Here is a 23441-nt window from a genome sequence, read left to right on the forward strand (position 1 = left end):
GGACGCTGTGCTACCCCCGACGGAATGGCCCATCTGGCATGATGATTCAAGGCAGGACCCGCAGCCGCGCGGCGGGCCACTGCGCCACGACATTGCGCTCGCGCGCTATCTTGAGAACCAGCGGGCCCGCCGGGCGTCAATGATCCAGGGGTTCGATTTCCGGACCGCCGCGGTCAGCTTGCGCGCACTTTTGGCGAATGCGGGTGGCCGTGGATATCGGCTCTTGGAGGTCCTGGGCATTCGGCCCTTTCATATCCCCGAGCCATCCACCAGCGGCACATCTTCGCCTTCCCACGGGCTCGGCATTGAGCCTTTGCTGAGATTGGCCGACGGCAGCGGCATCCAGCACTTCAGTTCGGGTTCGGCATATTCGACGATGCGTCCTGGAGACGAATCGGAAGCGCGCCAGCCTTCGCTGCCGAACTGATCGGCGCGGGCCCAGTAAGCCATGTCGACCTCGGCCGGCCCCTGTTCGGAAGGCCGAACCGTGACAAGGATTCTGCTGCCGTCCCTTGGCGCGCTCGACATGTGGCGCCACTGATCGGGCTCGTCCATTGCACTTCCTCCTGCGATCTTCGCCTCGCGCGGATAGTCGCTTCGCGTTCGGAAGCGGTCAACCCGAACTTTTTTGCCTGAGGCAAAATCCCTGCCCCGTCGTCGAGGAACAAGTCATGGCGCGCCGGGTTTGGGCAAGTTGTTGAAGGAAGCAAAATGAGACCAGCGCGCCGACCGATCGTTAGCATTGTTGCATGGCAGGCCGCGCCCTTCGTTCCCAACCCGGTCCGATCGCAATGAGGCAGGCCGGTTCCGATCGTTCCACCCCACCGGAGGAGGGTAAAGGCGGCATAGGCCGCGCGCTCGGCCTCGGCCTGATAACAGGGGCGGCCGACGACGATTGTTCCGCGATAGGCACCTATGCCAGCGCCGGCGCCCGTTTCGGACCCGACCTGCTTTGGACGGCTCCGGTGACGTTGCCGATGATGTACGCGGTCGTCTACCTGTCGTCGAAGCTCGGCCAGGTATCGGGGCGCGGATTGTTCCACGTCATCAAGGACTTTTACCCGCGGTGGCTGCTCTGGTCGGTGCTTTTGGGTGTGCTCGTCGGCAACACCATCGAGGCAGCGGCGGATCTCGGTGGAATGGCCGCGGCGATCAACATATTCGTGCCGCTTCCCATTCCGCTGATCGTGCTGTTCGTCGCCGCCCTCATCTTCGCCCTCCAGGTCTTCGGCTCCTATACTTTGATCCGCAACATCTTTCGCTGGCTGGCGCTGGCGCTGCTCGCCTATGTCGGTGCCGCCATTCTGGCCAAGCCGGACGCCGCGGCGGTGCTGCGCGGGACGCTGCTCCCCAGGATCGAATTCAACCGTGAGTTCCTGTCGATCCTGGTCGCCATCATCGGCACGACGCTGTCCGCCTATCTCTACACGTGGCAGTCCAATGAGGAGGTCGAGGAGGAGATTGCCCAGGGGCGGACAACGCTCAGGGAAAGGAAGGGCGCCACCGACAGCGAACTCCGTCGCTCTCGCCGGGACATCCTCATCGGCATGATGTTTTCAAATCTCATCATGTATTTCATCATCCTGTCGACGGGTGCTACGCTCTACAAGGCGGGCCACCACGATATCGACACGGCCGCGCAGGCGGCGGAGGCGCTGCGGCCGCTCGCCGGCCAGGCCGCAAGCGTTCTGTTCGCCGCAGGCGTGATTGGCGTCGGTTTCCTCGCGGTTCCTGTCATGACCACCGGCGCTGCCTATGATGTGGCGCAAGCCATCGGCTGGAAAAACAGCCTGCACGCCCGGGCTCGAGAGGCGCCCAAATTTTATCTCGCCATCGGATTTTTTACCGCGATCGCCGCCGGCCTCAACTTCCTTGGCTTCAATCCGATGAAGGCGCTGGTCTGGTCCGGCATCGTTCAAGGCTTCTCGACGCCGCCCTTGCTGCTGCTCATCATGCTGATGACGAACAACCGCAGGATCATGGGCGACCAGGTGAACAGCCGCAGCACCAACATACTCGGTTGGGCAACGACCGCCGCTATTTTCTCGGCGACGATCGGCCTGGTGGCAACCTGGTTCATGTGATCAGGCGGAAGCAAAGGGATGCCGCCGGTTGGATTACCCGTTCCCGCTTGCGGATTGTCCCAACTTTGCCGGTCTTGGAAATTCCACAACGTCGCCCGTGGGCCGCTTGTATTGTGCCGCGACAATTGCATCGATCAGGAGATCCAGAGCCGCACGAGCCGTGCGGCTCGTCTCNGGAGGTGTGCGGCGGCAAAGTCGCTTGTCATAGGCTTCTCCTTGTTGCCCGCCGGCCGGCAAGATGACCGCCTCGATTTACCCAAAAGCAAATATCCACAGCCGGATTTGAATCAAATTGGCCTGACTCACCACATGCCGCGGACCCCACGCCAGCACCTTGGCCTGTGCCCGCGCCGCGTCCTCTCCGAGGGCCGCTAGGCCATCCAGGATCGTGGCATCAGGACATGGTTCCCCGACGTCGCGCCGGAGCGCCCGAGGGCGACTTGCCTGATATGTCCGGCCGGCTGTTCATGCGCTCTGTCCGACGCGCTACGCTATCGCGGCTGCAGGCGCTGCAGCGATCTTTCAGCGCGGTACGGCGCGTTGAATGAACCAATTGCGGGCGATGTGCAGCAAACTCAGTTCGCTCATCGCCCTGCTTTTGAAATTTTCTCGCTCTTTTAATTCTACAAAATGTCTAGACTTAAAATAGATCGCTAGACCCAAGATCTTAAAATAGAGCGCTTGAGAGGGAGCTAGGAATGTCGAAAAAGCTCGTGGTGGGGCTGTCGGGCAACTTGACCCGGCCATCGAAGACCAAGGCGTTCGTCAGCCACATTGTCGGGCAGGCCGCCGAAAGCATCGGCGCAGCCTCGGCCGTCTTCGACATCGAGGATCTCGGCGCGTCCCTGCCGCAGGCAAGGCGCCTCGGCGACCTCGACCCGGCGGCGCGCAACATCGTCGAACGGCTGCTGGGCGCCGACATCCTGGTGGCCGGCTCGCCCACTTTCAAAGGCAGTTATACCGGGCTTTTCAAGCACTTCTTCGACCTGCTCGACCCGTCATCGCTGAGGGGCAAGCCCGTCATCCTCGCCGCGACCGGCGGGGGCGAACGCCATTCGCTGATCGTCGAGCACCAGCTGCGGCCGCTGTTCGGCTTCTTCGAGGCGCTGACTGTGCCGACCGCGATCTACGCCTCCGACAAGGATTTTGCCAATGGCGTGCTGGTGTCGGACGCGATCCATGCCCGCGCCCGGCAGGCGGTCGCCGAGGCATGCCGGGTAACCGGAGTGCCCTATCGCGTCGGCCTTGCCGCCTGAACGCACCACTGACCCGAGATCCCTTCCCCGACCAATCCAGGAGCACGCCGCGATGACCAGATCCAGCAAATCCAGGCAAATCAAACTGGGCGCTTTCCTGCCCGGCGGCGGACAGCATATCGCCGCCTGGCGCCATCCCGAGGCGCCAGCCGACGGCGCCACCAATTTCGAGTTCCACAAGCAGCTTGCCCTGACCGCCGAGCGCGGCCTGTTCGACGCCTATTTCCTCGCCGACAATCTGACGGTCGGGCTCGGCGCCCGCGAAGGCGGCAATGCCAAGATCGCCGGCTTCGAGCCAGTGACGCTGTTTGCAGCGCTGGCGCCGCTCACCACGCATCTCGGCTTCATCGCCACCGCCTCGACCACCTACGAGGAGCCCTACACGCTCGCCCGCAAATTCGCCTCGCTCGATCATCTGTCGAATGGCCGCGCCGGCTGGAACGTCGTCACCTCGGCCGGCGACGAAACCGCGCGCAATTTCAATCGTGATACCCAGCCTGCCCACGCCGAGCGCTATACCCGCGCGCATGAGCATGTCGAGACGGTCAAGGCGCTGTGGGACAGCTGGGAGGACGATGCCTTCATCCGCGACAAGAAATCGGGGCGCTTCTACGACAAGGACAAGCTCCACGACATCGACCACAAGGGCGCGCATTTCAGCGTCAAGGGTCCGCTCAACGTGCCGCGCCCTGTGCAGGGGCACCCGGTGGTGGTGCAGGCGGGGCAATCGGAGGACGGCCGCAAGCTCGCCGCCCACTCGGCGGAAGTCATCTTCACCGCCCATCAGAACCTGGCGTCGGCGCAGGAATTCTACCGCGACATCAAGGCCCGCGTGGCGGCCGTCGGCCGCGATCCCGAGCAGGTGCTGATCATGCCCGGCGTAGCACCCTTCGTCGGCCGTACCGAAGAAGAAGCGCGCGCCAAATACCAGCAGCTGAACGATCTCATCCTGCCCGAAGACGGCGTCGCCCTGCTCAACGGGCTGGCAGGCCAGACGCTCGACATCAGGGGCTATCCGCTCGACGGCCCGCTGCCGCCGAGCAAGGAAACCGAAGGCATGAAGAGCCGCCAGGCGCTGATCCGCCAGATTGCCGACGAGCACAACTTCACCATCCGCCAGCTCTACCAATGGGTCGCGACGGCCCGCGGCCATTACACCGTCATCGGCAGCGCAGTGCAGGTCGCCGACCAGTTGGAGGAATGGTTCGGCAACGAAGCCGCCGACGGCTTCAACATCCTGCCGCCCTGGCTGCCCGGCGGGCTCGACGACTTCGTCGAGCTGGTGATCCCCGAACTGCAGCGCCGCGGCCTGTTCCGCACCGCCTATGAAGGCAGGACGCTGCGCGAGAACCTCGGCCTCAGGCGGCCTGAAAACCCGTGGACCGCCGCCCGCTCGGCCGTGCTGGCCGCCGAATAATCCCGAGAAGCCCACTACCCTCGAAGCGAGAGGCAAGACGATGACCTTGCAGCACATCGAACAGGCCGCCAGCCTCGGCACGCGTGACGGCACGACAAGCCTGGGCACGGACTTCCTGCGCCTCGGCGGCCGGGCAGGCATCCGCTTCCTGTCGCGCTACGGCGCCCTCATCGCTTTCCTCGCAATCTGGCAAGTGTCGAGCAGCGCCGGGTGGGTCAACACGGCCGTGCTGCCGCCGATCGACATGATTGTCGCGGCACTTTGGAAGGGGTTGGCCGGCGGCACTCTGCTCGGTGACATCGCCATCAGCCTGCAGCGCGCCGGTCTCGCCTTCGCGGCCGCCGTGCTGGTCGCCATCCCGCTTGGCCTGTTCATGGGCCAGGTGCGCGCGGTCGAGACCGCGCTCGATCCCATCCTGCAGGTCTTCCGCCAGACCTCGGCGCTGGCGCTCTATCCCGTATTCATCCTGCTGCTTGGGCTCGGCGAAGCCTCCAAGGTGTTCGTCATCTTCTGGGCGACGCTGTTCCCGCTGCTGCTCAACACCATCGGCGGCGTCAAGCAGGTCGATCCGAAACTGCTGGAGATGGCCCGCGTCTATGGCGCCAGGCAGCTCACCGTCTTCCGCCGCGTCGTGCTGCCCGGTGCCGTGCCCTCGATCTTCGTTGGGCTGAGGCTCAGCGCCACCACGGCGCTGCTGCTGTTGATCGCCTCCGAAATGATCGGCGCCAATAAGGGCATCGGCTTCCAGGTGATGAACGCGCAGTACAATTTCCAGATCCCGCTAATGTTTGCGGCAATCGTCATCCTCGCCGGCCTCGGCCTGATCGCCAACCAGGCGCTGGTCAGCCTGCAGCGGCGGCTCTGCCGCTGGAGCAATGCCGTCGACTGACCACCCCTTCGCCATCTCCCAACCAGGCCAAGCCAGGCCAGAACCAAGGAAGACCGGACCATGAAAATCACTCGCCGTTCCCTGCTTGCCGGCGCGCCCTTTGCCGCCGGCCTTCTCGCCGCCGGCCTGCCGCGCCTCGCCTTTGCCGAAGCGGCACCCGTCAAGTTCCGCTCCCTCGCCAGCCGCGGCAGCATCTCTCCGCATGAGCTTGCCGGCGAGCTCGGCTATTTCAAAGGCCTCGGTATCGAGGTCGAGAATGTCGGCTATTCCGGCGGCGGCCCGGAATCGCTGTTTGCGCTGGCCTCCGGGAGCGTCGATATCGGCTCGGCCGCAACCGCCGCCGTGATCAATTCGATCTCCGGCGGCAACGACTTCGTCGCCGCCTATCCGAGCAACGGCATCAACGGCAAGGTGCGAAGCGTCTTCTACGTGCTCGACGACAGCCCGATCAAATCGATCGCCGACATTGCCGGCAAGACAATCGCCGTCAACACGCTCGGCGCCCATCTCGACTACACCGTGCGCGAGGCGCTGCACAGCGTCGGCCTGTCGCCGGACGCCGCCAATCTCGTCGTCGTGCCCGGACCGCAACTCGAACAGACCTTGCGCTCCCGCCAGGTCGACATCGCGGCGCTCGGCTACTGGCAGGCGACCTTTGCCGGCGCGCTGGTCGACAATGGCGGCGTGCGTGGCGTGTTCAACGACACCGACGTGCTGGGCGAACTGGCCGGCGGCTTCGTCGTGCTCAGGCGCGACTTCATCGCCGCGCATCCCGACGCCGCCCGCAATTTCGTCGAGCAATCGGCGCGCGCCTCCGACTGGTCGCTGCAGAACCCCGACGAAGCGCGCAAGGTGCTCGCGACAATCCTCGACAAGCGCGGCGAAAACGGCGAGCTGGCGCGCTACTGGACCGGCTTCGGGCTGCGCCAGGGGGCCAAGGCGACGGACCGCGACATCGACTTCTGGGTCAGCGTGCTCGAGCGCGACGGTCGCCTGCCAAAGGGTAAGCTGAAGGCAACAGACATCCTCTACCGGCCCGGCGAAACCAAGACCAACTGACAAGGCCAACCGGCAGCTGGGAGACGAGCGCGATGAGCAGCACAAGCGGCGGTGAGGTCAGCATACGCGACCTGTCCAAATCGTTCAGCATCGGCGGGCGCTCGCTTGCCGTGCTGAGGACCCTCAACCTCGACATCCGCTCGGGCGAATGCCTGGTCATCGTCGGCGCCAGCGGATCTGGCAAGACCACGCTGCTGCGCATTCTTGCCGGGCTGGAGGCCGCCGACAGCGGCGGCGTCGCCATCGACGGCAAGCCGGTGCACGGCGTCGGCGCCGAGCGCGCGGTGATCTTCCAGGAACCGCGCCTGCTGCCCTGGCTGACCGTGCTCGGCAATGTCGCCTTCGGCCTCGAAGTGCGCGGCGTGCCGAAGGCCGAGGCCGAGGAACGGGCGCGCTTCTATATCGCGCTCGTCGGCCTCGCCGAATTCGGCGATGCTTTCCCGAGGCAGCTGTCGGGCGGCATGGCGCAGCGCGTCGGCATCGCCCGCGCCTTGACCGTGCAGCCCGAAATCCTGCTGCTCGACGAGCCGCTGGGCGCGCTTGACGCGATGACCAAGATCGGCATGCAGGAGGAACTGGCGCGCATTTGGAGCGAGGAGAACGTCACCATGGTGATGGTGACGCACGACCTCGAGGAAGCGATCTACCTGGCCGACAGGGTGCTGATCCTGCCCAAGGAGAAAGGCGGCGCGGCGCGGCTGATCGACATCGACCTGCCCCGCCCGCGCGAGCGCAGCGAAAGCCGCTTCGTACGCTACCGCGAAGAACTGCTGCGCGAATTCGGCCTGCACTGAAAGGCCCCCTACGCGATCTTGGGTTCCTCGCCCCGCAAAGCGGGGAGAGGTGGCTCGGCGATGCCGAGACGGAGAGGGGTCTTCCTTTTTTGAAATCCTCTCCCCCCGCGCTCTTTCCTGGAACCGGATTCCCCGCCCCCGCATTTCCTTAACCGGGAGGCGAAGGAGCGCGGCATGAAAGCTTTGTTCGCAATCTTTGGCGGCTTCGTCCTGACGCTCGCCGTATTCGCCAGCGGCCTCGCATTCGCCACCTGGCTATTGATAGCCAAGCCGGTGCGGCCGCCCGCCCCGGTCTCCAGCGTCGCCGAACTGTGGGCCAAGGATCCGCGCCCGGTAAACCCGGCCTCGCAGCGCCTCGAGCGCCTCCCGGCCCGCCCGGTTCCCGTTCGCACCTCGGAAGTTGATCGCAGCTCGAAACCCGCCGACACCGCCGCAGCTTCGACACCCGACACCACCGGCTCCATCAAGCCGGCGGTGGAAGAGCAGCAGACGCTGCCCGCCGCCCATGTCGAATGGTGCGCCAGCCGCTACCGCTCCTACAGGCCAGGCGACAACCGCTACACATCCTACAGCGGCCAACAGCGCCCCTGCATATCGCCCTATCTCGACGCCGCCGATGACGGCAGCTACGTCGAGGCGAGCGATACGTCGTCAGTGGAGGGCTACCCGCCACCGGATGAACCCGGCGGCGCCGAGTTCTCATCCGACCACGTCCAATACTGCTTCAGCCGCTACCGCTCGTACCGGCCGGAGGACAACAGCTATCAACCGTATTCCGGCGGGCCACGTCGGCAGTGCGAGTAGGCTGGCGCGCCGGATGGCGGGCTAGCGGACCGAAGGGCATGGTGTCTTGTGCGATCCCACCCTCGAGCGGCTAACCAACGATCACGCAAATTTTTTTGGATCGTTCGGATCGGCGCGGCGTTCATCCGACAGGCAAAGGAGGAATTAAGATGGGCGACGAACGGGACGACAAGATTCGTGAGCGCGCATACCAGATCTGGGAACGCGAAGGCGGGATCCATGGCGATCCCGAGCGGCACTGGCACCGGGCTGAGGCCGAGATCGACAGGGAGGCAGCCCTGCCGCTGACGGCAGGCGATGCCCTGCCGGAAACCCGCGAGTTCGCGAGTTCCGACGTCTTGACGGTGGAGGCCCTGGCGGTGCGCACCGGCATATCGGGCGAACAGGCACAGGAGCTGATCGACAGGCTGGGCAACGACCGGGCGGCGATCGAACAAGCCGCGCGCAACCTCAAGGGGAAGCAGCGGCTCGGGGAGTGACAGATGATCAGAAAACTCAAAGACGGAAAATACCGCCTCTATTCGCGCAAGAAGGACGAAAAGACCGGCAAGCGCCGCAATCTCGGGACGTTTGACAGCCGCGAGGCTGCGGAGAAGCACGAACGTGAGGTGCAGTATTTCAAGAAGCATTGAGGCGGCGTTGGGCGTGTTGTCGCTTGCCAGGCAGCCGCGCCGGATGCCTGACGGAACCTGAGCCTGCGAAGACGGCGGCCACGCATCTCTGCGCCGGACAGTTTACGAGAACATGGTGCGTCCAGAAGCAGGTAACGACGCCCATCGCGGTCGCCCGCGGATTTTAGCACGGTATGCAAATTGTTCAGAACCGTACCTGATGCACCTCGCACAAGCGGCATAAACCTTTCAGTGACGAAGCGTTCGCTTGCAATGTGGGCGATGCCTCCACTAGTTTCTGGCCAAATTGAACAAAACGGGAACAAAAATGTCAAGGGCGAATTGAATTCGCGTTCGCCGTCCGGCGCGTTGCGCACCACCGGGCCGGGCTGGTTGGGATAGATGTCGATGGAGGGTTCGAGATTGCCGAGGATGTCGCGGAAGGCGCGGGTCCACTGGCGGATGGCCTCCTGGCTGGTCGTGATGTTGTAGAGATTGCACATTTCAGGCCGCTCCCGGATGCTCACGCATCTTGTTGGAAACGGCCCGGAATTTCCAGCGCTGTCCGTTAGGTTGCTGACACGGCAGGCCGTGTCAGCAATGGCTGTGTGAGACCTACCGCGCCGATTGTCTCATAGCTTGTGCGGCGACTGCCGCCAGAAAAGCCCTCGCCGCGGCATCGCAGGCCGCTCGAGACGGGCCCTTGGCGAAAAGAAGAAGCTCGGCGGCTCGAATGTTGAGCCCGTGCTTCCTTGCGAATGTGGCTAGATCGTAAGGCTTGTTGTCGTAAGGCACGTCGTCGTAGTCGATCGTCAGATCGTAGTTTTCTTTCATTTTCTTCCTCCCGTTAGCGATCTTCCCCCCTCCTGTCGCTAACGCAAAATTAACGTCGATGGCGTCGGGCGAGTCCACCAATCAGAGATTGTGTAAAAAACGTACGAGCTCGGATGCTCGCCCTCGCCACGGCGCCGCGAGCAATCGCCGCGAGCCGGACCGCTCGAAAGAGCCGATTATGGGGGCACGTTGGAAAAGGCAGCCACGGCCTGGTGCCACGGGGTGTCCGCGACCCCTACCCTGCCTAATGGCCGTCATTTTCATCTTCCTGGCCCGGTCCGCAAAGCCGGCCTCGTTGGGTCAGCTAAAGAATAAATCCGGCTAATAACACCGTAAGGAGCAGTGACAGCGGAACAGCCGCAAGACACCAGATCTCCAACGTGTTGTTTTGCAGCGGGTCCATCGTCAGCCTCACTTTTTGGTTCGTCATTGTGACACTAACGGTTGGTCGGAGGTAGCGGTTCCAAGCGACGCTGTTCATAGAGCGCTGCCTGTGCTGCATATTAGCAACAGCTTGACGACCGCTGAGCCCGTACCGCTTGGAGAACTTCACTTGGCGCCGGTGGATGCGTATTCCGCAGGAATGCAAGCACCCCTCCGCAGCAGTCGTGCGGGATCGATCGCCGCCCATGATCAGCGCCGAGCCGGTCATGCCCCCGGAACCAATGACTGCGTCGACCTCCGGCCGAAGCTTCGCTACCGCCGAGCCGATCCGATGTTCACTCACAGCCAGCGATGCGCGTTTATAGGACCTAAGTCTGACCTGCCTGCGCAATGGTCTCGTGTACGGCCGGCGTCGGGAACAACTGCGGCCGTCTTCAGTTGATGGCGTCACCTCCTCGAGGAGAGATCGGCGCAGAATCAGTCCCTTCATGCGCTGATTAGGGTCCGCCTGCCATTGATGGATTTGGCAGGCGGACCCTTGGTTCTGTACGCTCCAGATCGAAAGCGGGTAAGCTCGGGATCACTCATCATCCCAGAAATTCTGCAGAGAGGCATGGCGGAGGGCTCCTCGCTCTGAGATGCTTGACCTGGCTTGACATCCGAGACGACCTCCCAGCGCGCGCACGCAGCGGGGGTCGCCCTCAGCCCTCCAGCACCTCGTGCTGGTAAAGCTCATCCATGCTGAGCGTCGCCAGCGCGGCGAACGGCGCCTGCTTTTTCACGCGGCCGTGGCTCAGGATGACGACGTCGTCGCAGAACGAGATGGTGCTGCGGTGATGGCTGATGACGATGGTGGTGCGACGGCCGGCGCGCGACTTGAGCGTCTCGACGATTGCTGCTTCCGACAGCCCGTCCACTGCATTGGTGGCTTCGTCGAGGATGAGGATATCGGGATCGCGCACCAGGGCTCTGGCCAGCGCGATCCGCTGCCGCTGTCCGGCTGAAAGGTTAACGCCGCGGTAGCCGACGACGGTCCTGTAGCCTTGCGGCAGTTGCTCGATGAAGCCATGCGCTTCGGCCAGTTTTGCCGCGCGCTCGGCGTCGTCGGCCGAGGCGGCGTCCTGGCCGTAGATGATGTTGTCGAAAATCGTGCCGTCGACCAGCTCCAGCTCCTGGCTGGCGAGCGCGATGTGCTTTCGCCATTGGCTGGGGTCGATGCGGTCCAGAGGCGATCCATCGACGAGGATCCTGCCGCTATCCGGTTCGACGAAGCGGCACAGGAGATTGACGATCGTCGTCTTGCCGGCGCCAGAGCGGCCGATCAGCGCGGTCGAGCGGCCGCTGCGGATGTCGAAATTCGCCGCATGCAGCACCACCGCGCGCTGTTCCGAACCAGAATAGGTAAAGGTGACGTCCTCGAACTTGATGCCTTGGCTGAGCCCGGGGAACGCCGCGTCACCTTGCGGCGGCTCGGGCTTACCGGATGGGTCCAGCATCCACGTCACCTCTTCAAGCGATCCGCTCAGGCCCTGCAACTGGCTCCAGGCCATTTGCAGCGACCGCATGTAGGGCTGCAGCCTGTAGAGCAGGATGACGAAGGCGACGATCAGCGGGAAGCTGACATTGGCGAACCAGGCGCCGATCACCACCGCCAGGAACAGCATGGCGTGCAGAACCTCGGTCAGCGGCGGCAACGCTCCCTGACGCGTCAAAAGCACGAACGCCGCCCGGCGCACTGCATCCGATGCCTGGTCGAATGCCGCCTTCTCGCGTTGCTCCTGGCCGAAGATGCGGATCAGCCGTCCGGCATGCACCAGATGCAGCATCTGTGATGCGAGCTGGCTGTTGCGGGAGGCGACGCTGCGGCTCGGCGCCTTCAGATTGGCCGACAGCATGGCGTGCGCGACCTGCACCAGCGCCAGGCCCAGCGTGACCAGCAGCGTCATCTGCCACGACAGGAGCAGCAGGAAGGTCAGCAGGATGATCGCGGCCGATGCGTTGACGATTGCCCCCAGCGTGATCTGGATGGCATCCGAGGCCCGCCAGGATTCGTTGGAGATGATGTTGAGCAGCCGTCCAGGGCTTTGCTGCAGGAAGAACGGGTAGCCCACCCGCAGCAGCTGCTCCGACAGCGCGCTGCGGATCGAATGGCTTGCCTTGCCGTAGATGAAGGTGGTCAGCAGCGTATTGGCGTAGGCGAACAGGTTCTTGAGCACGATCGAGCCGAGGATGGCGACGGATATGACGATCAGCCGGTCGCGCTCGCTCAGGCTGGATCCGACATGCTGGAAGACGGCGGAAAAGCCAGCCATGCCGGTCTGCCCCTGCCCCATGATTATGTTCAGCAACGGGATGATCAGGCCGATGCCGAACCCCTCAAGCGCCGCACTGAGCAGCCCGAGCACCACCACGGCCGGAAGCAGGCGCAACTGCTTTTGCCCGAGCGCGCGGCGCAGCATCGGCAGGCTGGGCGGCATCAATCGCATGATTGCGGATCACCTCGCCTCGGCATTTGCCTGTTGCTCCTGTCGCATTTGCGCCGGCTGCGGCGATTTCACCAGCGAAAGCACCGCGAACTTGGCCGCGCCGAGCAAGTTCATGCCGATGATCGGCCAGTGCGACAGCTTGAGTTCACGGTCGAACAGAGGGCCTTTCCTCAGTTCGCGCAAGGCCGCCCTCATGGACCAGTAGAAATGGCGAAGCAGCCACGGCGCGTGCCGGATATGTTTCAGGCAAAGCCCGCCATTGCCCATGCTGTAGTCGCGGTGCAGCTTTTCTATGGCCTTGCGATCGCGCCGACCATGATGGTGGTAAATCGTCATGTCGGGCACATATTCGACCGGAATCCCAAGCAGCACCGCCCGCACGAGATAGTCCGTATCCTCGGCCGAGCGCAGCGGGCCGCCGGCGCCGAAGCGTTCGTCGAAACGGCCGATGCGGGCTGCAACATCACGGTGCATCGTCATGTTGCAGCCAAGCACGAAGCCACCGGGATGGACATCCGGCGTAAGCCGCGCGCGCACCGGCGACCGCTTGATGGTGAACGGCAGGTCGCGGGGATCGCCGATCTCGACGCGGCCACCACGGATGACCCGTTCGCCGGCCGAATAGTGCCGTTGCAGATCGTGCAGATAATCCTTGTGGACTGCGCAATCGTCGTCGACGAAGACGAGCACGCGGCCCCGCGCCCGCTCCAGCCCGGCGTTGCGCGCGGCCGCCAGTCCAGGTCGTGGTTCGCGAATAGCGGTGAACGGGATGTCCGACAGTTCGGCGATGCTGGCCAGCCGTTTGGCGGTGCTGTCGGTCGAGCCGTTGTCGACAACCACCAGCTCGGCGGCAAAGTCGGCATGGGCACGACACGCGGCCTGGATCGACCTGATACAGGGCTCGAGCACGGCGACGCGGTCGCGTGTGCAGACGATGAAGCTGACCGCCGGCGCCGGTCCATGCTGCGGCCGCGGCGACATGGCCGCCGGCACCGTCGAGTGGCCGCGCTGCTGGAGCTGGTGCGATTTGACGAACATGCGTTGCTAGCTCAACTGGTTCGAAGGCAAAACCGCCGCGGCCGGCACGGATTGCAGATACCGCGACAAGGCATCCACCTGCCTGGTGACCGACATCGAGGCGAGACTGAAGCGCGGCGCGAAGGCACCGGTGCGAAACACGTACTGCTCGCGGCGCCGGATGAGCTTCCATTTCGCGGTCCGCGTCAGGAATTCGTGCATCAGCAACGGCTGTCTTTCTCCCGATATGAGCTGATAGAGGAAGTAGAACAGGTTCAGCGTGCCGGCCTGGTAGCTCGGCCTCGCCTCGGCCGGCAGCGCGGCAATCCTTTCTTCCAGCGCAAGGATCCACTCGGCGGCACGGCGAACCGTGCCCATCGACAGGACCTCACCGATGTCGCGGAGGTCTTGCGTCTCTTCCGCGAGCCCCTCGCGCTCGAGGTTCTCGGCGACGATCTTCAAATGCGTCCTGCGCATTTCGCGCTTGTGCCTGTTGGTCACGCTGTCGTCATGGATACGATAGGCGATCAGGCTTTCGGGGATCATGGCCGCCGGGTAGCGGTCGGTCAGCCGCCTGAACAGGTCGAAGTCTTCGGCGTGCTTGTACCTTTCGTTATAAAATAGAACGCTCTCTTCGATGACCTTCCTGTTGTAGACGACCGTGGAATGCATGCAGATCGTGAAGAACATCGACAAGATGCGCAGGCTATTGTCCTGGAATATCGGATCGGGCGAACCCCTGACGATGCGGTTGCCGAGCAAGGTGTCGAAACCCGCGCCGCACAGCGCGAGGTCAGGCTGCTGGTTGAACAGCGCGACCTGTCGCGACAGGCGCCGGGGATAGGCGACATCGTCGGCGTCCATCCTGGCGACCAGATCGCCGCGGGCCATGGCCAGGCCTTCGTTCAAAGTTGCAATCAGGCCACGGTTTTCGCGTGAGATGATCGAGATGCGATTGTCGGCCTGGCGGTATTTCTGTAGGATCTGCAGTGAGTTGTCGGTCGAGCCATCATCGATGGCGATGACCTCCAGACGATCGTAATCCTGGCGCAGGATGCTACCCAGCGCAGCGGCAAGATAAGGTCCCGCATTGTAGGTCGGCAGCAGAACGGAGACTAAGGGAGCAGCCATTGGTCAGCCCCGACCGCTTCGTTGCAACTTGCGTGGCAAGCGCGATGCGCCATCAAGCGGCCTGCTCGGATATGCTCCTGCCGCGAGCCAACCGCTGTTGGTCGTATCGATGCCTGTCGGGAAGCCGGCTCGGCCTCTCCGGGTAACATAGGGGAAGTGGCGCTTTAGGCTGTTGAGCGGCTTCTCGAAAAGCAGCCATGAAACCGACGCCAGCATGAGCGTCACCGTTCCCGCCACCAGGAACCGTCCCGGCCCTTGTTCCGAGACGTTGAGCGGAATCCAGGGCTGCGATTTGACGACGAGCGACAGCACTATCGGATGGTAGAGATAAACGCCGTAGCTGATGCGGCCAAGGCCAAGCAGCGGCGGCAGTTCGAGACCTTTTCCGATATAGCCACCAACGCCTGTCGAACAGCTTGCAACGATGACCACCAGCGGCACGAGAGGCAGGATCTGCAACAGCAGCCAGAGGCCCCATTCCTGCAGCGGATTTGCCGGCGCCGGCGCAAACCACTGCAGAACGAAAAACGCCACGGCGAGCCACGGCCAGCCAGCTCGAAGCCATTGCGGCAGGCCAGCGGATCTTGACCGGTAAGCGGCAAGCAGCGCCCCTGACGCCAGCGCGTCCATCGACGCCGGCGGCAGCAGGTCGCGCGACAAACCGGGTGTTCCCGCGATCGGCCAATAAAACCGGTAGGCCAGCGACAGCCCGATAACGGCGATACAGATCGCTTCGAGGCGCCGGCGCGGCGCCAGCAGCACGATCAACGGCCAGGCGATATAGAACTGCTCCTCGATGCTCAGGCTCCAGAAATGGCAGAGCAGCCAGGGCGTCCATTCATTCTGCGCTGCGTACCAGAAATTCGACAGATAGAGCGCGTGCCAGGCCAGCGATCCTCTCGACTGCTCCATGTCCGTAAGCCAGACGAAACCCAGCACGGCGAAATAGGGCGGGAATATCCGCAGCGCCCGCCTGATATAGAAGGATCTCAGCGCCGGTCCGGTTTCGAATTCGGCGGCCGAGCGGGCTTCGAGCAGCAGGCGGGTAATCAGAAAGCCGCTCAGCACGAAGAACAGACGTACGCCGATATGGCCCCAGAACGAGGATCCTCCGGCCGCGAAGAAGTGTGCGTACAGCACCATCGTCACGGCGATGGCCCTCAGCGCGTCCAATTGGGTGTCGCGCGCATTTCCCATTAGCGGCGTGCGCCGGCGGGACGGCGAAATTGCCAATCGGTCAACATAGCGGCGTCGTTCACGGCGCATTTCCAATCGGAAGCGCTCCCCTCACGCAGGATAAGGCGCCACCATTGTGCAACGCAACACAAAAAGTTGACATATTTGAAACAGGAACGTGAGGCGCGGCTAATAAAAGCCAAAAAACAGCGGGAACCAGCCCGAATTGTCCATTTTTGACGATTTTCGCGCGCTGCCTTGGCCCGCCGATATCGGCGGCAGGGTGCTGCGATGCAGCATGTTCGCCGCCATCACGGAACGCGTGAAGCTGATCCGTTCGATCGCCGCCAGCGGCACTGGCGTCAGCCTCGTCACACACGATCTCGCCACGGTGCGGGCGCTGGCCGACAGGATCGTGGTTCTCAGCCTCGGACGCGTGGCCTATGACGGATCCGCCAGGCACTTGAGCGCCGACCAGTTGTGGGGCCTCATGGCGAGCGGCACCCTCGCATCCGCCGGGCAGTAGAAGGCGTTTTGAAGCGGGGACCCGCTTCGCGCGAGCTTCCCGCCTCCGAGCGACAATTACGCCTCCTTGCCGGCATTCGCGAGCGCCACTGTGCGACGCTCCGGAAGCCCCATTCCGACGAGCGCGCCGGCGAGCGAGAGCAGCGCGGAGACGTCGATTGCCGCGGTGAAGCCATCGCTGAACGCGTCGGTGGACGAGAAGCTTCCAGTGCCGGCGAACACCGCACCGGCGATCGCGATCCCGGATACGCCGCCCAGAAAGCGGAATGTATTGAACGTGCCGGCAGCCTTGCCGACCTCCGGCCGCGCGACCGCATTGAGGACCGCATTCTGCGCGGCAGGCATGGCCATCGACACGCCGGCACCGGTAATGATCAGGGGCGCGACTAGCTGGATGTAGGGCAGATCAGGTGCTGCGATCTGCGCCAGCCAGGCCATTCCAGCCGCTTGCAGGATCAATCCGGCCACGACAAGCCAGCGCTCGCCGACGCGGTTGATCAGGCTGCCGGCGATCGGTGCGACCACGAAAAGCGTGGCGGTCCAGGGCAGCAATCCCATGCCGGCCCCGAGCGGCCCACGGCTCTGGGCAAACTGCAGAAACTGCGGCAGCAGGAATACGAGGCCGTACATGGCGGCGCAGAGCAGGAAGTTCGCCCCTACGCCCGAGGAGAATGCGCGCGCCTGAAAGAACCGCAAAGGCAGCATGGGCTCACGGGTACGCAGCTGCCAAAGGACGAATGCGATGGCCAGAACCAGCCCGGCCGTCAGCGCCGACAGCACTTCAGAGCTGCTCCAGCCGACGATGTTGCCGCGCATCAGACCCCAGACCACTCCAAATGCCGCCGCAGTCACCAGCACGACGCCGAGGACATCGATAGCCGTGCCCGGCCCGTGACTCTCCGGAATCCGACGCAGCACCAGCGGGATGAGAACGATGCCGACCGGAACATTGAGCCAGAAGATCCAGTGCCAGGAGAGGCCTTCGGAGATCGCACCGCCCGCCATCGGACCGATGATCAGGGCCAGGCCGGTGATGCTGCTGAAGATACCCAGCGCCTTGCCTCGTTCCTCCGGGGGAAAAGCGACGCTCAGCAGCGCCATGGCCAGCGGCATGACCATTGCAGCACCCGCGCCCTGAACCGCACGGGCCGCAATCAGCAATCCGGCATTTCCAGCGAGCGCGCAGGCAACCGACGCTGCGACGAACAACGCCAATCCGGCAACGAGCGTACGGCGGCGACCGAACCGGTCACCGAGCGCAGCCCCGGTCATGAGCAGGACGGCAAAGCTCAAATTATAGGCGTTCATCGTCCATTGCAGCGTCTCCAGCGAGGCATCGAGTTCGACCCGCATCGTGCTCAATGCGGTCGCCACGACCATCGCATCGAGAACGACCATCAAGGAGCCTATCGACGTGAGGGCGAGAACCCAGACCTTCGTTGATCCCGCACTTTGCTTGCTCATGATTATGGCGCCTCCGGCTTGAACAGAGGGCCCGCCAGTCTCGCGGTCCCATGATCCAGAGACGCGGAGGCACCACCAAAGGATTCCAGCTAAAGAAAGTTTTTTCGACCGAATCCTTTTGCCATCGTCGAGCGTCTATAAGACGCTGCGCCTGATGGCGGGCGCGCCTGCCCTGGGAGACACGCAATGAAATCGATCCTTGTGCGATGACCGGATCCGCATCCGGCACGCCAGAAGGACGGGAGCCATTTGACCGGCTGCTCGGCGAATTGCGGCCGAAACTGCACCGCTATTGTGCCCGCATGACCGGTTCGGTGATCGATGCCGAGGATGTCGTCCAGGAAGCTACGGTCAAGGCGCTCGAGGCGTTCCCAGGGACCGGACCGATAGCCAATGTCGAGGGCTGGCTGTTCCGCATCGCGCACAATGCAGCGCTCGACCACCTGCGCCGTCGCGCCAGGGTGGATGCCGCGCATGCCATCGAGGATATCGACATGATACCTGACCCCGGCATGTCGGCCGAGGGTCGACACACTGCAGCCGCAAGCCTGCAGACCTTCATGCGCCTCCCCGCGGCGCAGCGTAGCAGCGTCATCCTCATGGATGTGCTCGGCTATACGATCGAAGAGATCGGCAACATTATCGACAGCAGCGTTCCGGCGGTGAAAGCCGCACTGCATCGCGGCCGTCTGCGCCTGCGCGAAGTCGCCGGCGAGCCTAACGATCGGCCTGTGCCGGTGTTGGCCGAGCCCGAGCGGGCGCGTCTGGCAGCCTATGTGGAGCGGTTCAACGCCCGCGACTTCGATACGATCCGCGACATGCTGGCCGAGGACGTGCGGCTTGACCTCGTCAACCGGCTCCGGGCGAGCGGCCGCACGAAAGTGGGCCGGTACTTCCACAATTACGCGGGTATCCACGATTGGCGGCTGCTTCCAGGCCTGGTGGATCGGCACCCAGCCATACTTGTCATCGATCCGGATGACTCGGCCGGAGGGCCAAGATACTTTATCCTGCTGGAATGGACGGGCGACAGATTGGCGAGAATTCGCGATTTCCGCTATGCGCGCTACACGCTTGATAGCGCCGAGGTGGTGCCTCTGCGAGCATAGCAATTCGCTTTTCATAATGCCGAACAAGCACTGCCAGATCGCGGCCGCTTGCCATCCAAGCGGCCGCCCTTTTCTGCTGATCCGGCTTTAAGCCGGTTGCAACTCCCGGCGCGGCAGCGGCGGGAAGGCGATCGCAATCGCCATCGCGCCAAGCCCGACAAGGGCCGAGCCGATGAACAGCCAGGAATAGCTGGCATAGGCATCGAACACCATGCCGCCGGCGAGCGGGCCGAAAGCCATGCCGAGGCTGGACAGCATGGTTACGGCACCGAACACCGTGCCGAGGATGCGCTGGCCGAAATATTCGCGCGCCAGCACCGCATAGAGCGGCATGACACCGCCATAGGTGGCGCCGAAGATGACGGCGAGCGTGTAGAATTGACCAAGCTCGCTGACCGCCAGATAGGCGGCGATGACCACCGCCTGTATGGCCAGCCCGGTGATCAGCACCGGCTTGACGCCCAGCCGATCGGCAAGCACGCCGTAAAGCAGCCGGCCACCCAGCCCTGCCAGGCCCTCGATGCTGTAGATGCTGACCGCCGCCATCGGCGCTATGCCGCACAGCATCGCATAGCTCACCATATGGAAGATCGGCCCCGAATGCGCTGCGCAGCAGGCAAAGAAGGTCAGTCCCAACACGATGAATTGCGGCGAGCGCAGCGCCTGCGGAACCGTCATGCCGGCACCCTCGGCGGCAACGGTTGGGGCAGCGCCGTCGGCAGCGGGCTGGGGCGGCTGGCGCACCAGAAGCGCGGCCGGCAGTAGCAGCACCCACGCGGTTATGCCGATATCGAACATCGCCGTGCGCCAGTCATAGGCCGAAATCAGCCAGCGCGCGAAGGGCGAGATGGTCATTGGCGCTACGCCCATGCCGGCCGAGACCAGCGAGACCGCGAGGCTGCGGTTCGTGTCGAACCAGGCGGAGGTCAGCGCGATCATCGGCGCGAAGAAGGCGCTTGCCGCGAGGCCGACGAGCACGCCATAGGTCAGCTGGAAAACGAGCAGCGAGCCGGTGCGGCTGGCCAGGACCAGCGCCAGGCCAAGCAATACGGCGCCGGTCATGACGACGATGCGAGCGCCGAAGCGGTCGTAAATGGCGCCCCAGGCGAAGCCGCCGAGGCCCATTACCAGGAAGTTCAGCGTCATCGCACTCGATATGCCGGCGCGCGACCATTGTGTGTCGAGCGCCATCGGTTCGAGGAAGATCGCCAGCGAGAACATCGCCCCGAGGGCGACACAGGTCATCAGCGCGCCAGCCGCGACGATAACCCAACGATAGGGAAGGCTCATTTCACTTTTCTCCCATGCCGGAAGCGTTGATACGGCACGACCTTTTCGAGCTTCGCCGAGCCGCTTGCGTCCGAAGGACGTTGGAGACGTTTTGAATCCGACAATCCGGTTGCATTTTTTATCCAGTCAAGAAATTGCGCCGCTCAATTGCTCCATTGCATTGACCGTGCACAGTGCTGAGCTAGATTTCCAGCCTGGCGATAAGGAGCTATCGGGTATGGAACTTCATCGCGGCCGTCTCATCGACCACATCCAGTTGGTGGTCAGGGATCTCAAGGCCAGCCGGCGCTTTTACGAGGCGGTTTTCAAGGTGCTCGATATTCCGATCGGCGGCAGCGCCGAGGATTATTTCTGGGCCGACGAGCTGTTCATCTCCAGCCCCGACAGCCCGGCAGCCCAGGGAAAGCTGACGGGGCGCCACCACCTTGCCTTCCAGGCAAAGGACCGCGCCATGGTCGACGCATTCTACAGGGCCGGCCTCGATGGCGGCGGCACGGACAATGGCGCACCGGGCGAGCGGCAGCACTACCATCCCGGCTACTACGCCGCCTTCCTGCTCGATCCCGACGGCAACAATATCGAGGCCGTCCACCACGGCCCGGCCAACCGCAGCGCCGAGTCAGTGAAGATTGCGTTCTGAAGATCGGGTGATGGGGCAAGAATCTTGCTTGCGACGGCGTCGGATCGGCTGCGGAGGTCATTCCGCGCTGCGCTATCGCATCAGCGCCGCCATCTGGCCCGCCAGGAAGTCGACGAACAGCCGCGCCCGGACGGGTAGCTGTCGCCCATACGCATGGACGATGTACACCGGCATGGTCGGCATCGCCACCTCGGGCAGGATGCGGACCAGGCGGCCCGTGTCGAGATCGTCCTGCACGGCAAACCGCATCAGATGCGCGATGCCGGCGCCGGCAAGTGCCGCATTGCGGATGGCACCACCATCATCGGTATCGAGCCGCCCATCCGGCACGATCATCGTACCGTCGGCAAAAGTGACGGGATAGGGCCGGCCGGCCATCTGGTAGCGGACGAATTCGTGGTTCGGTAAATCCTCGACCGATGCCGGACGGCCGCGCCGCTCGACATAGGCCGGTGAGGCCACCAGCACGATCGGCAGATTGGCGATCTTGCGCGCGATGAGCCCGGTGTCCGAGAGCTGCCCCATGCGCACCGCAACGTCATAGCCTTCGCGGATCAGGTCGGCGTGGCGGTCGGTGACGCTGAGCTCTAGTTTGACTGCGCCATGCCGCGAAAGGAACGCCTGCGCCCATGCCGCGATCAGGCCGCGGCCGAGTTCGACCGGCGCTGTGACGCGCAGCAGGCCGCGCGCTGTATCGGCCAGCTGGACGATGTCTTCGGCATCGTCCAGCGCCCTGAGCAGCGGCGCCACGCGCTCGTAATAAGCGATGCCTTCACTGGTCAGCCCGAGCCGGCGCGTCGAGCGCTTGATCAGCCTGACGCCCAGCCGCCGCTCGAGCCGCGCCACGCTTTTCGACACCGCCGATGGGCTGGAGCCGACCAGCCGGCTGGCGGCATGGAACGAGCCGGCATCGACCGTGCGGACGAAGGCGACGAGACCGGCGGTCTTTTCGAGGATGGTGGTCATTCCGGAATTCCAGGCACGAAAGAATGGATCATGATGATCCTAATACGATTTCTGATCATCATTAAATACCGCTCATCATCGACAAAGGAGAGATTTGATGAGCAAGCTGAACGGCAAGGTCGCCATCGTCACCGGCGCCTCCAAGGGTATCGGCGCTGCCATCGCCAAGGGTCTTGCCACGGCCGGCGCCGCGGTGGTCGTCAACTACGCCTCGTCACAGGAAGGCGCCGACCGCGTCGTCGCCGAGATCGAGGACCGTGGCGGCCGCGCCGTCACCGTCCAGGGCGACGTGTCGCAAGCGGCCGACGTGCGCCGCCTGTTCGAGGCGGCGAAATCGGAGTTTGGCGGGCTCGACATCCTGGTCAACAATGCCGGCGTCTTCGCGTTCGAGCCGCTGGAAGCGGTTACCGAGGCCGAGTTCCACCGTGAGTTCGACACCAATGTGTTGGGCATCATTCTGACCACGCAAGCAGCAGTGAGCCATTTTGGCCCGGGCGGCGGCAGCATCATCAACATAAGCTCGGTTGCCAGCCGCAATCCGCAGCCGAACTCGCTCGTCTACGCCGCCACCAAGGGAGCGGTGGACACGATCACGCTGTCGATGTCGCGGGAGCTCGGCGCACGCAACATCCGCGTCAACGCGATCGCGCCCGGCGGCATCGATACCGAAGGCCTCGCGCGCATCGGCATCGTCGGCAGCGAATTCGAGAAGCAGATTATCGCCATGACCCCGCTCGGTCGCTTCGGCCTGCCCGATGACGTCGCCCGCGTCGCGGTGTTCCTCGCCTCCGACGAGGCGTCATGGCTGACCGGCGAGCGCATCACCGCCTCGGGCGGCTGGCGATAGGCATGGAGGGCGCGGACCTGCCGTTTCACGGACCATGCCCCACGCCGCGCGACGTCGAGGACCACCGCAATCGATGACGACAGCGATCTAAGCCCTATGTTTCAGCGAGGGGGAAGCGCCGTGCGCTATCGATGACGGCGAGATGCCAGGGAGGTAACGGATGACGGGCGACGAAACAGCAATCCGAAAGCTGGTCGAGACGTGGATGGATGCGAGTAAGCGTGGAGACATCGCGACTGTCCTCAGCTTGATGACGGACGATGCGATCTTCATGGTTCCCGGCCGGGAACCCTTCGACAAGGAGATCTTCGCGGCGGCCGCGCAGGAGACGGCCGGCGTTCATATCGACGGCACGAGCGATATCGTGGAACTACAGCTTCTCGGCAATTGGGCCTTCATCCGCAGCCGCATCGACATGACCGCGACCCCGCCGAATGGCGAGCCGGTCCATCGATCGGGATATGCGCTGACGCTCCTGCGCAAGGAGCCAGATGGTGAGTGGCGGCTCGCGCGCGACGCTAACCTGCTGACCCTGCAAGGCTAGAGTATCCGTCTTGGTCAAGGAAGGGATGGCGACCATTTCCGGTCGTCCCTGATGAGGGCGTTAGCGAGAACGACGAGCTTTCTCATGATGGCGGTTATGGCGAGTTTTGCAGGT

General features: G+C 63.8%; 22 protein-coding genes and 1 pseudogene. 13 read left to right on the forward strand and 10 right to left on the reverse strand.

All coding sequences use genetic code 11. The features are described 5' to 3' along the window. Positions 1 to 249: 249 nt before the first annotated feature. A complete protein-coding gene (locus tag X760_RS69860; RefSeq protein ID WP_023722367.1) occupies positions 250 to 555 on the reverse strand; it encodes a hypothetical protein in 306 nt (101 codons plus the stop codon). Positions 556 to 791: 236 nt separating this feature from the next. Here X760_RS69860 and X760_RS69865 point away from each other — a divergent pair, with 236 nt between their 5' ends. From X760_RS69865 to X760_RS69900, 8 genes are all read left to right on the forward strand, one after another. Continuing rightward, on the forward strand, positions 792 to 2084 hold the full coding sequence (locus tag X760_RS69865; protein WP_023722368.1) for an Nramp family divalent metal transporter: 1293 nt from the start codon (positions 792 to 794) through the stop codon (positions 2082 to 2084). Between the two features lie 698 nt (positions 2085 to 2782). Further along, positions 2783 to 3340 carry an FMN reductase gene (gene msuE / locus X760_RS69870; protein WP_023722369.1) on the forward strand — a complete coding sequence of 186 codons (558 nt, stop codon included), beginning with the start codon at positions 2783 to 2785 and terminating at the stop codon, positions 3338 to 3340. A 52-nt stretch (positions 3341 to 3392) separates the two neighbouring features. After that, on the forward strand, positions 3393 to 4757 hold the full coding sequence (locus tag X760_RS69875) for an LLM class flavin-dependent oxidoreductase (protein ID WP_023722370.1): 1365 nt from the start codon (positions 3393 to 3395) through the stop codon (positions 4755 to 4757). Positions 4758 to 4797: 40 nt separating this feature from the next. Then, positions 4798 to 5646 (forward strand): ABC transporter permease, encoded by an 849-nt coding sequence (locus tag X760_RS69880; protein WP_023722371.1) that lies wholly within the window; start codon positions 4798 to 4800, stop codon positions 5644 to 5646. A 60-nt stretch (positions 5647 to 5706) separates the two neighbouring features. Then, positions 5707 to 6705, forward strand: coding sequence for an ABC transporter substrate-binding protein (locus X760_RS69885; protein ID WP_023722372.1), 999 nt, complete (start codon positions 5707 to 5709; stop codon positions 6703 to 6705). A gap of 32 nt (positions 6706 to 6737) precedes the next feature. After that, positions 6738 to 7499: an ABC transporter ATP-binding protein gene (locus tag X760_RS69890; RefSeq protein WP_023722373.1), complete on the forward strand. Its 762-nt coding sequence runs from the start codon at positions 6738 to 6740 to the stop codon at positions 7497 to 7499. A 174-nt stretch (positions 7500 to 7673) separates the two neighbouring features. After that, a complete protein-coding gene (locus X760_RS69895) occupies positions 7674 to 8303 on the forward strand; it encodes a BA14K family protein (protein ID WP_023722374.1) in 630 nt (209 codons plus the stop codon). 149 nt (positions 8304 to 8452) lie between these two features. Continuing rightward, positions 8453 to 8782, forward strand: coding sequence for a DUF2934 domain-containing protein (locus tag X760_RS69900; protein WP_023722375.1), 330 nt, complete (start codon positions 8453 to 8455; stop codon positions 8780 to 8782). Positions 8783 to 9261: 479 nt separating this feature from the next. Here the strand turns inward: X760_RS69900 and X760_RS79235 are convergent. The 6 genes and pseudogenes from X760_RS79235 to X760_RS69920 all read right to left on the reverse strand — a co-directional run. Then, positions 9262 to 9417: pseudogene (locus tag X760_RS79235) on the reverse strand (SOS response-associated peptidase); the annotation flags it as partial. A gap of 112 nt (positions 9418 to 9529) precedes the next feature. Then, positions 9530 to 9748: a hypothetical protein gene (locus X760_RS0139905; RefSeq protein WP_051409764.1), complete on the reverse strand. Its 219-nt coding sequence runs from the start codon at positions 9746 to 9748 to the stop codon at positions 9530 to 9532. 1085 nt (positions 9749 to 10833) lie between these two features. Next, positions 10834 to 12621: an ABC transporter ATP-binding protein gene (locus X760_RS69905; protein WP_031195091.1), complete on the reverse strand. Its 1788-nt coding sequence runs from the start codon at positions 12619 to 12621 to the stop codon at positions 10834 to 10836. Between the two features lie 6 nt (positions 12622 to 12627). Then, the gene (locus X760_RS69910; RefSeq protein WP_031195092.1) at positions 12628 to 13599 is read right to left on the reverse strand and encodes a glycosyltransferase family 2 protein; all 972 of its coding nucleotides are present in this window, start codon (positions 13597 to 13599) and stop codon (positions 12628 to 12630) included. Between the two features lie 63 nt (positions 13600 to 13662). Beyond that, complete coding sequence (locus X760_RS69915) at positions 13663 to 14766, reverse strand: glycosyltransferase (protein WP_023722381.1); 1104 nt, start codon at positions 14764 to 14766, stop codon at positions 13663 to 13665. A gap of 3 nt (positions 14767 to 14769) precedes the next feature. Then, the gene (locus X760_RS69920; RefSeq protein WP_023722382.1) at positions 14770 to 15963 is read right to left on the reverse strand and encodes an acyltransferase; all 1194 of its coding nucleotides are present in this window, start codon (positions 15961 to 15963) and stop codon (positions 14770 to 14772) included. A gap of 205 nt (positions 15964 to 16168) precedes the next feature. Here X760_RS69920 and X760_RS69925 point away from each other — a divergent pair, with 205 nt between their 5' ends. Next, the gene (locus X760_RS69925) at positions 16169 to 16468 is read left to right on the forward strand and encodes a hypothetical protein (RefSeq protein ID WP_156948281.1); all 300 of its coding nucleotides are present in this window, start codon (positions 16169 to 16171) and stop codon (positions 16466 to 16468) included. 56 nt (positions 16469 to 16524) lie between these two features. Here the strand turns inward: X760_RS69925 and X760_RS69930 are convergent, their stop codons facing one another. Further along, complete coding sequence (locus X760_RS69930; RefSeq protein ID WP_031195093.1) at positions 16525 to 17931, reverse strand: DHA2 family efflux MFS transporter permease subunit; 1407 nt, start codon at positions 17929 to 17931, stop codon at positions 16525 to 16527. A 206-nt stretch (positions 17932 to 18137) separates the two neighbouring features. Here X760_RS69930 and X760_RS69935 point away from each other — a divergent pair, with 206 nt between their 5' ends. Continuing rightward, positions 18138 to 19040: a sigma-70 family RNA polymerase sigma factor gene (locus X760_RS69935; protein ID WP_023722386.1), complete on the forward strand. Its 903-nt coding sequence runs from the start codon at positions 18138 to 18140 to the stop codon at positions 19038 to 19040. Between the two features lie 87 nt (positions 19041 to 19127). Here X760_RS69935 and X760_RS69940 read toward each other — a convergent pair whose 3' ends face one another. Further along, entirely contained in the window at positions 19128 to 20330 is a 1203-nt protein-coding gene (locus X760_RS69940) for an MFS transporter (protein ID WP_023722387.1), read from the reverse strand. Positions 20331 to 20547: 217 nt separating this feature from the next. On the opposite strand from X760_RS69940, the gene X760_RS69945 reads away from it, so the two are divergent. Further along, the gene (locus X760_RS69945) at positions 20548 to 20970 is read left to right on the forward strand and encodes a VOC family protein (protein WP_023722388.1); all 423 of its coding nucleotides are present in this window, start codon (positions 20548 to 20550) and stop codon (positions 20968 to 20970) included. Between the two features lie 72 nt (positions 20971 to 21042). On the opposite strand, the gene X760_RS69950 is transcribed toward X760_RS69945, so the two are convergent. Beyond that, positions 21043 to 21936 carry a LysR family transcriptional regulator gene (locus tag X760_RS69950; RefSeq protein WP_023722389.1) on the reverse strand — a complete coding sequence of 298 codons (894 nt, stop codon included), beginning with the start codon at positions 21934 to 21936 and terminating at the stop codon, positions 21043 to 21045. A gap of 97 nt (positions 21937 to 22033) precedes the next feature. On the opposite strand from X760_RS69950, the gene X760_RS69955 reads away from it, so the two are divergent. Both X760_RS69955 and X760_RS69960 read left to right on the forward strand, forming a co-directional pair. After that, entirely contained in the window at positions 22034 to 22783 is a 750-nt protein-coding gene (locus X760_RS69955) for a glucose 1-dehydrogenase (protein ID WP_023722390.1), read from the forward strand. Positions 22784 to 22943: 160 nt separating this feature from the next. After that, a complete protein-coding gene (locus tag X760_RS69960; RefSeq protein ID WP_023722391.1) occupies positions 22944 to 23327 on the forward strand; it encodes an SgcJ/EcaC family oxidoreductase in 384 nt (127 codons plus the stop codon). The last annotated feature ends 114 nt before the right edge of the window (positions 23328 to 23441 follow it).

The sequence above is a fragment of the Mesorhizobium sp. LSHC420B00 genome (genome assembly GCF_000503055.1).
GTDB lineage: Bacteria > Pseudomonadota > Alphaproteobacteria > Rhizobiales > Rhizobiaceae > Mesorhizobium.

What these genes read in the sequence shown, in the direction of transcription:
- X760_RS69920 (WP_023722382.1), bottom strand. Translation starts at nt 15,963, where the DNA reads ATGGGAAATGCGCGCGACACCCAATTGGACGCGCTGAGGGCCATCGCC.
- X760_RS69960 (WP_023722391.1), top strand. Translation starts at nt 22,944, where the DNA reads ATGACGGGCGACGAAACAGCAATCCGAAAGCTGGTCGAGACGTGGATG.
- X760_RS69910 (WP_031195092.1), bottom strand. Translation starts at nt 13,599, where the DNA reads ATGTCGCCGCGGCCGCAGCATGGACCGGCGCCGGCGGTCAGCTTCATC.
- X760_RS69865 (WP_023722368.1), top strand. Translation starts at nt 792, where the DNA reads ATGAGGCAGGCCGGTTCCGATCGTTCCACCCCACCGGAGGAGGGTAAA.
- X760_RS0139905 (WP_051409764.1), bottom strand. Translation starts at nt 9,748, where the DNA reads ATGAAAGAAAACTACGATCTGACGATCGACTACGACGACGTGCCTTAC.
- X760_RS69935 (WP_023722386.1), top strand. Translation starts at nt 18,138, where the DNA reads ATGACCGGATCCGCATCCGGCACGCCAGAAGGACGGGAGCCATTTGAC.
- X760_RS69940 (WP_023722387.1), bottom strand. Translation starts at nt 20,330, where the DNA reads ATGAGCCTTCCCTATCGTTGGGTTATCGTCGCGGCTGGCGCGCTGATG.
- X760_RS69930 (WP_031195093.1), bottom strand. Translation starts at nt 17,931, where the DNA reads ATGAGCAAGCAAAGTGCGGGATCAACGAAGGTCTGGGTTCTCGCCCTC.
- X760_RS69860 (WP_023722367.1), bottom strand. Translation starts at nt 555, where the DNA reads ATGGACGAGCCCGATCAGTGGCGCCACATGTCGAGCGCGCCAAGGGAC.
- msuE (WP_023722369.1), top strand. Translation starts at nt 2,783, where the DNA reads ATGTCGAAAAAGCTCGTGGTGGGGCTGTCGGGCAACTTGACCCGGCCA.
- X760_RS69955 (WP_023722390.1), top strand. Translation starts at nt 22,034, where the DNA reads ATGAGCAAGCTGAACGGCAAGGTCGCCATCGTCACCGGCGCCTCCAAG.
- X760_RS69950 (WP_023722389.1), bottom strand. Translation starts at nt 21,936, where the DNA reads ATGACCACCATCCTCGAAAAGACCGCCGGTCTCGTCGCCTTCGTCCGC.
- X760_RS69915 (WP_023722381.1), bottom strand. Translation starts at nt 14,766, where the DNA reads ATGGCTGCTCCCTTAGTCTCCGTTCTGCTGCCGACCTACAATGCGGGA.
- X760_RS69875 (WP_023722370.1), top strand. Translation starts at nt 3,393, where the DNA reads ATGACCAGATCCAGCAAATCCAGGCAAATCAAACTGGGCGCTTTCCTG.
- X760_RS69900 (WP_023722375.1), top strand. Translation starts at nt 8,453, where the DNA reads ATGGGCGACGAACGGGACGACAAGATTCGTGAGCGCGCATACCAGATC.
- X760_RS69945 (WP_023722388.1), top strand. Translation starts at nt 20,548, where the DNA reads ATGGAACTTCATCGCGGCCGTCTCATCGACCACATCCAGTTGGTGGTC.
- X760_RS69880 (WP_023722371.1), top strand. Translation starts at nt 4,798, where the DNA reads ATGACCTTGCAGCACATCGAACAGGCCGCCAGCCTCGGCACGCGTGAC.
- X760_RS69885 (WP_023722372.1), top strand. Translation starts at nt 5,707, where the DNA reads ATGAAAATCACTCGCCGTTCCCTGCTTGCCGGCGCGCCCTTTGCCGCC.
- X760_RS69895 (WP_023722374.1), top strand. Translation starts at nt 7,674, where the DNA reads ATGAAAGCTTTGTTCGCAATCTTTGGCGGCTTCGTCCTGACGCTCGCC.
- X760_RS69890 (WP_023722373.1), top strand. Translation starts at nt 6,738, where the DNA reads ATGAGCAGCACAAGCGGCGGTGAGGTCAGCATACGCGACCTGTCCAAA.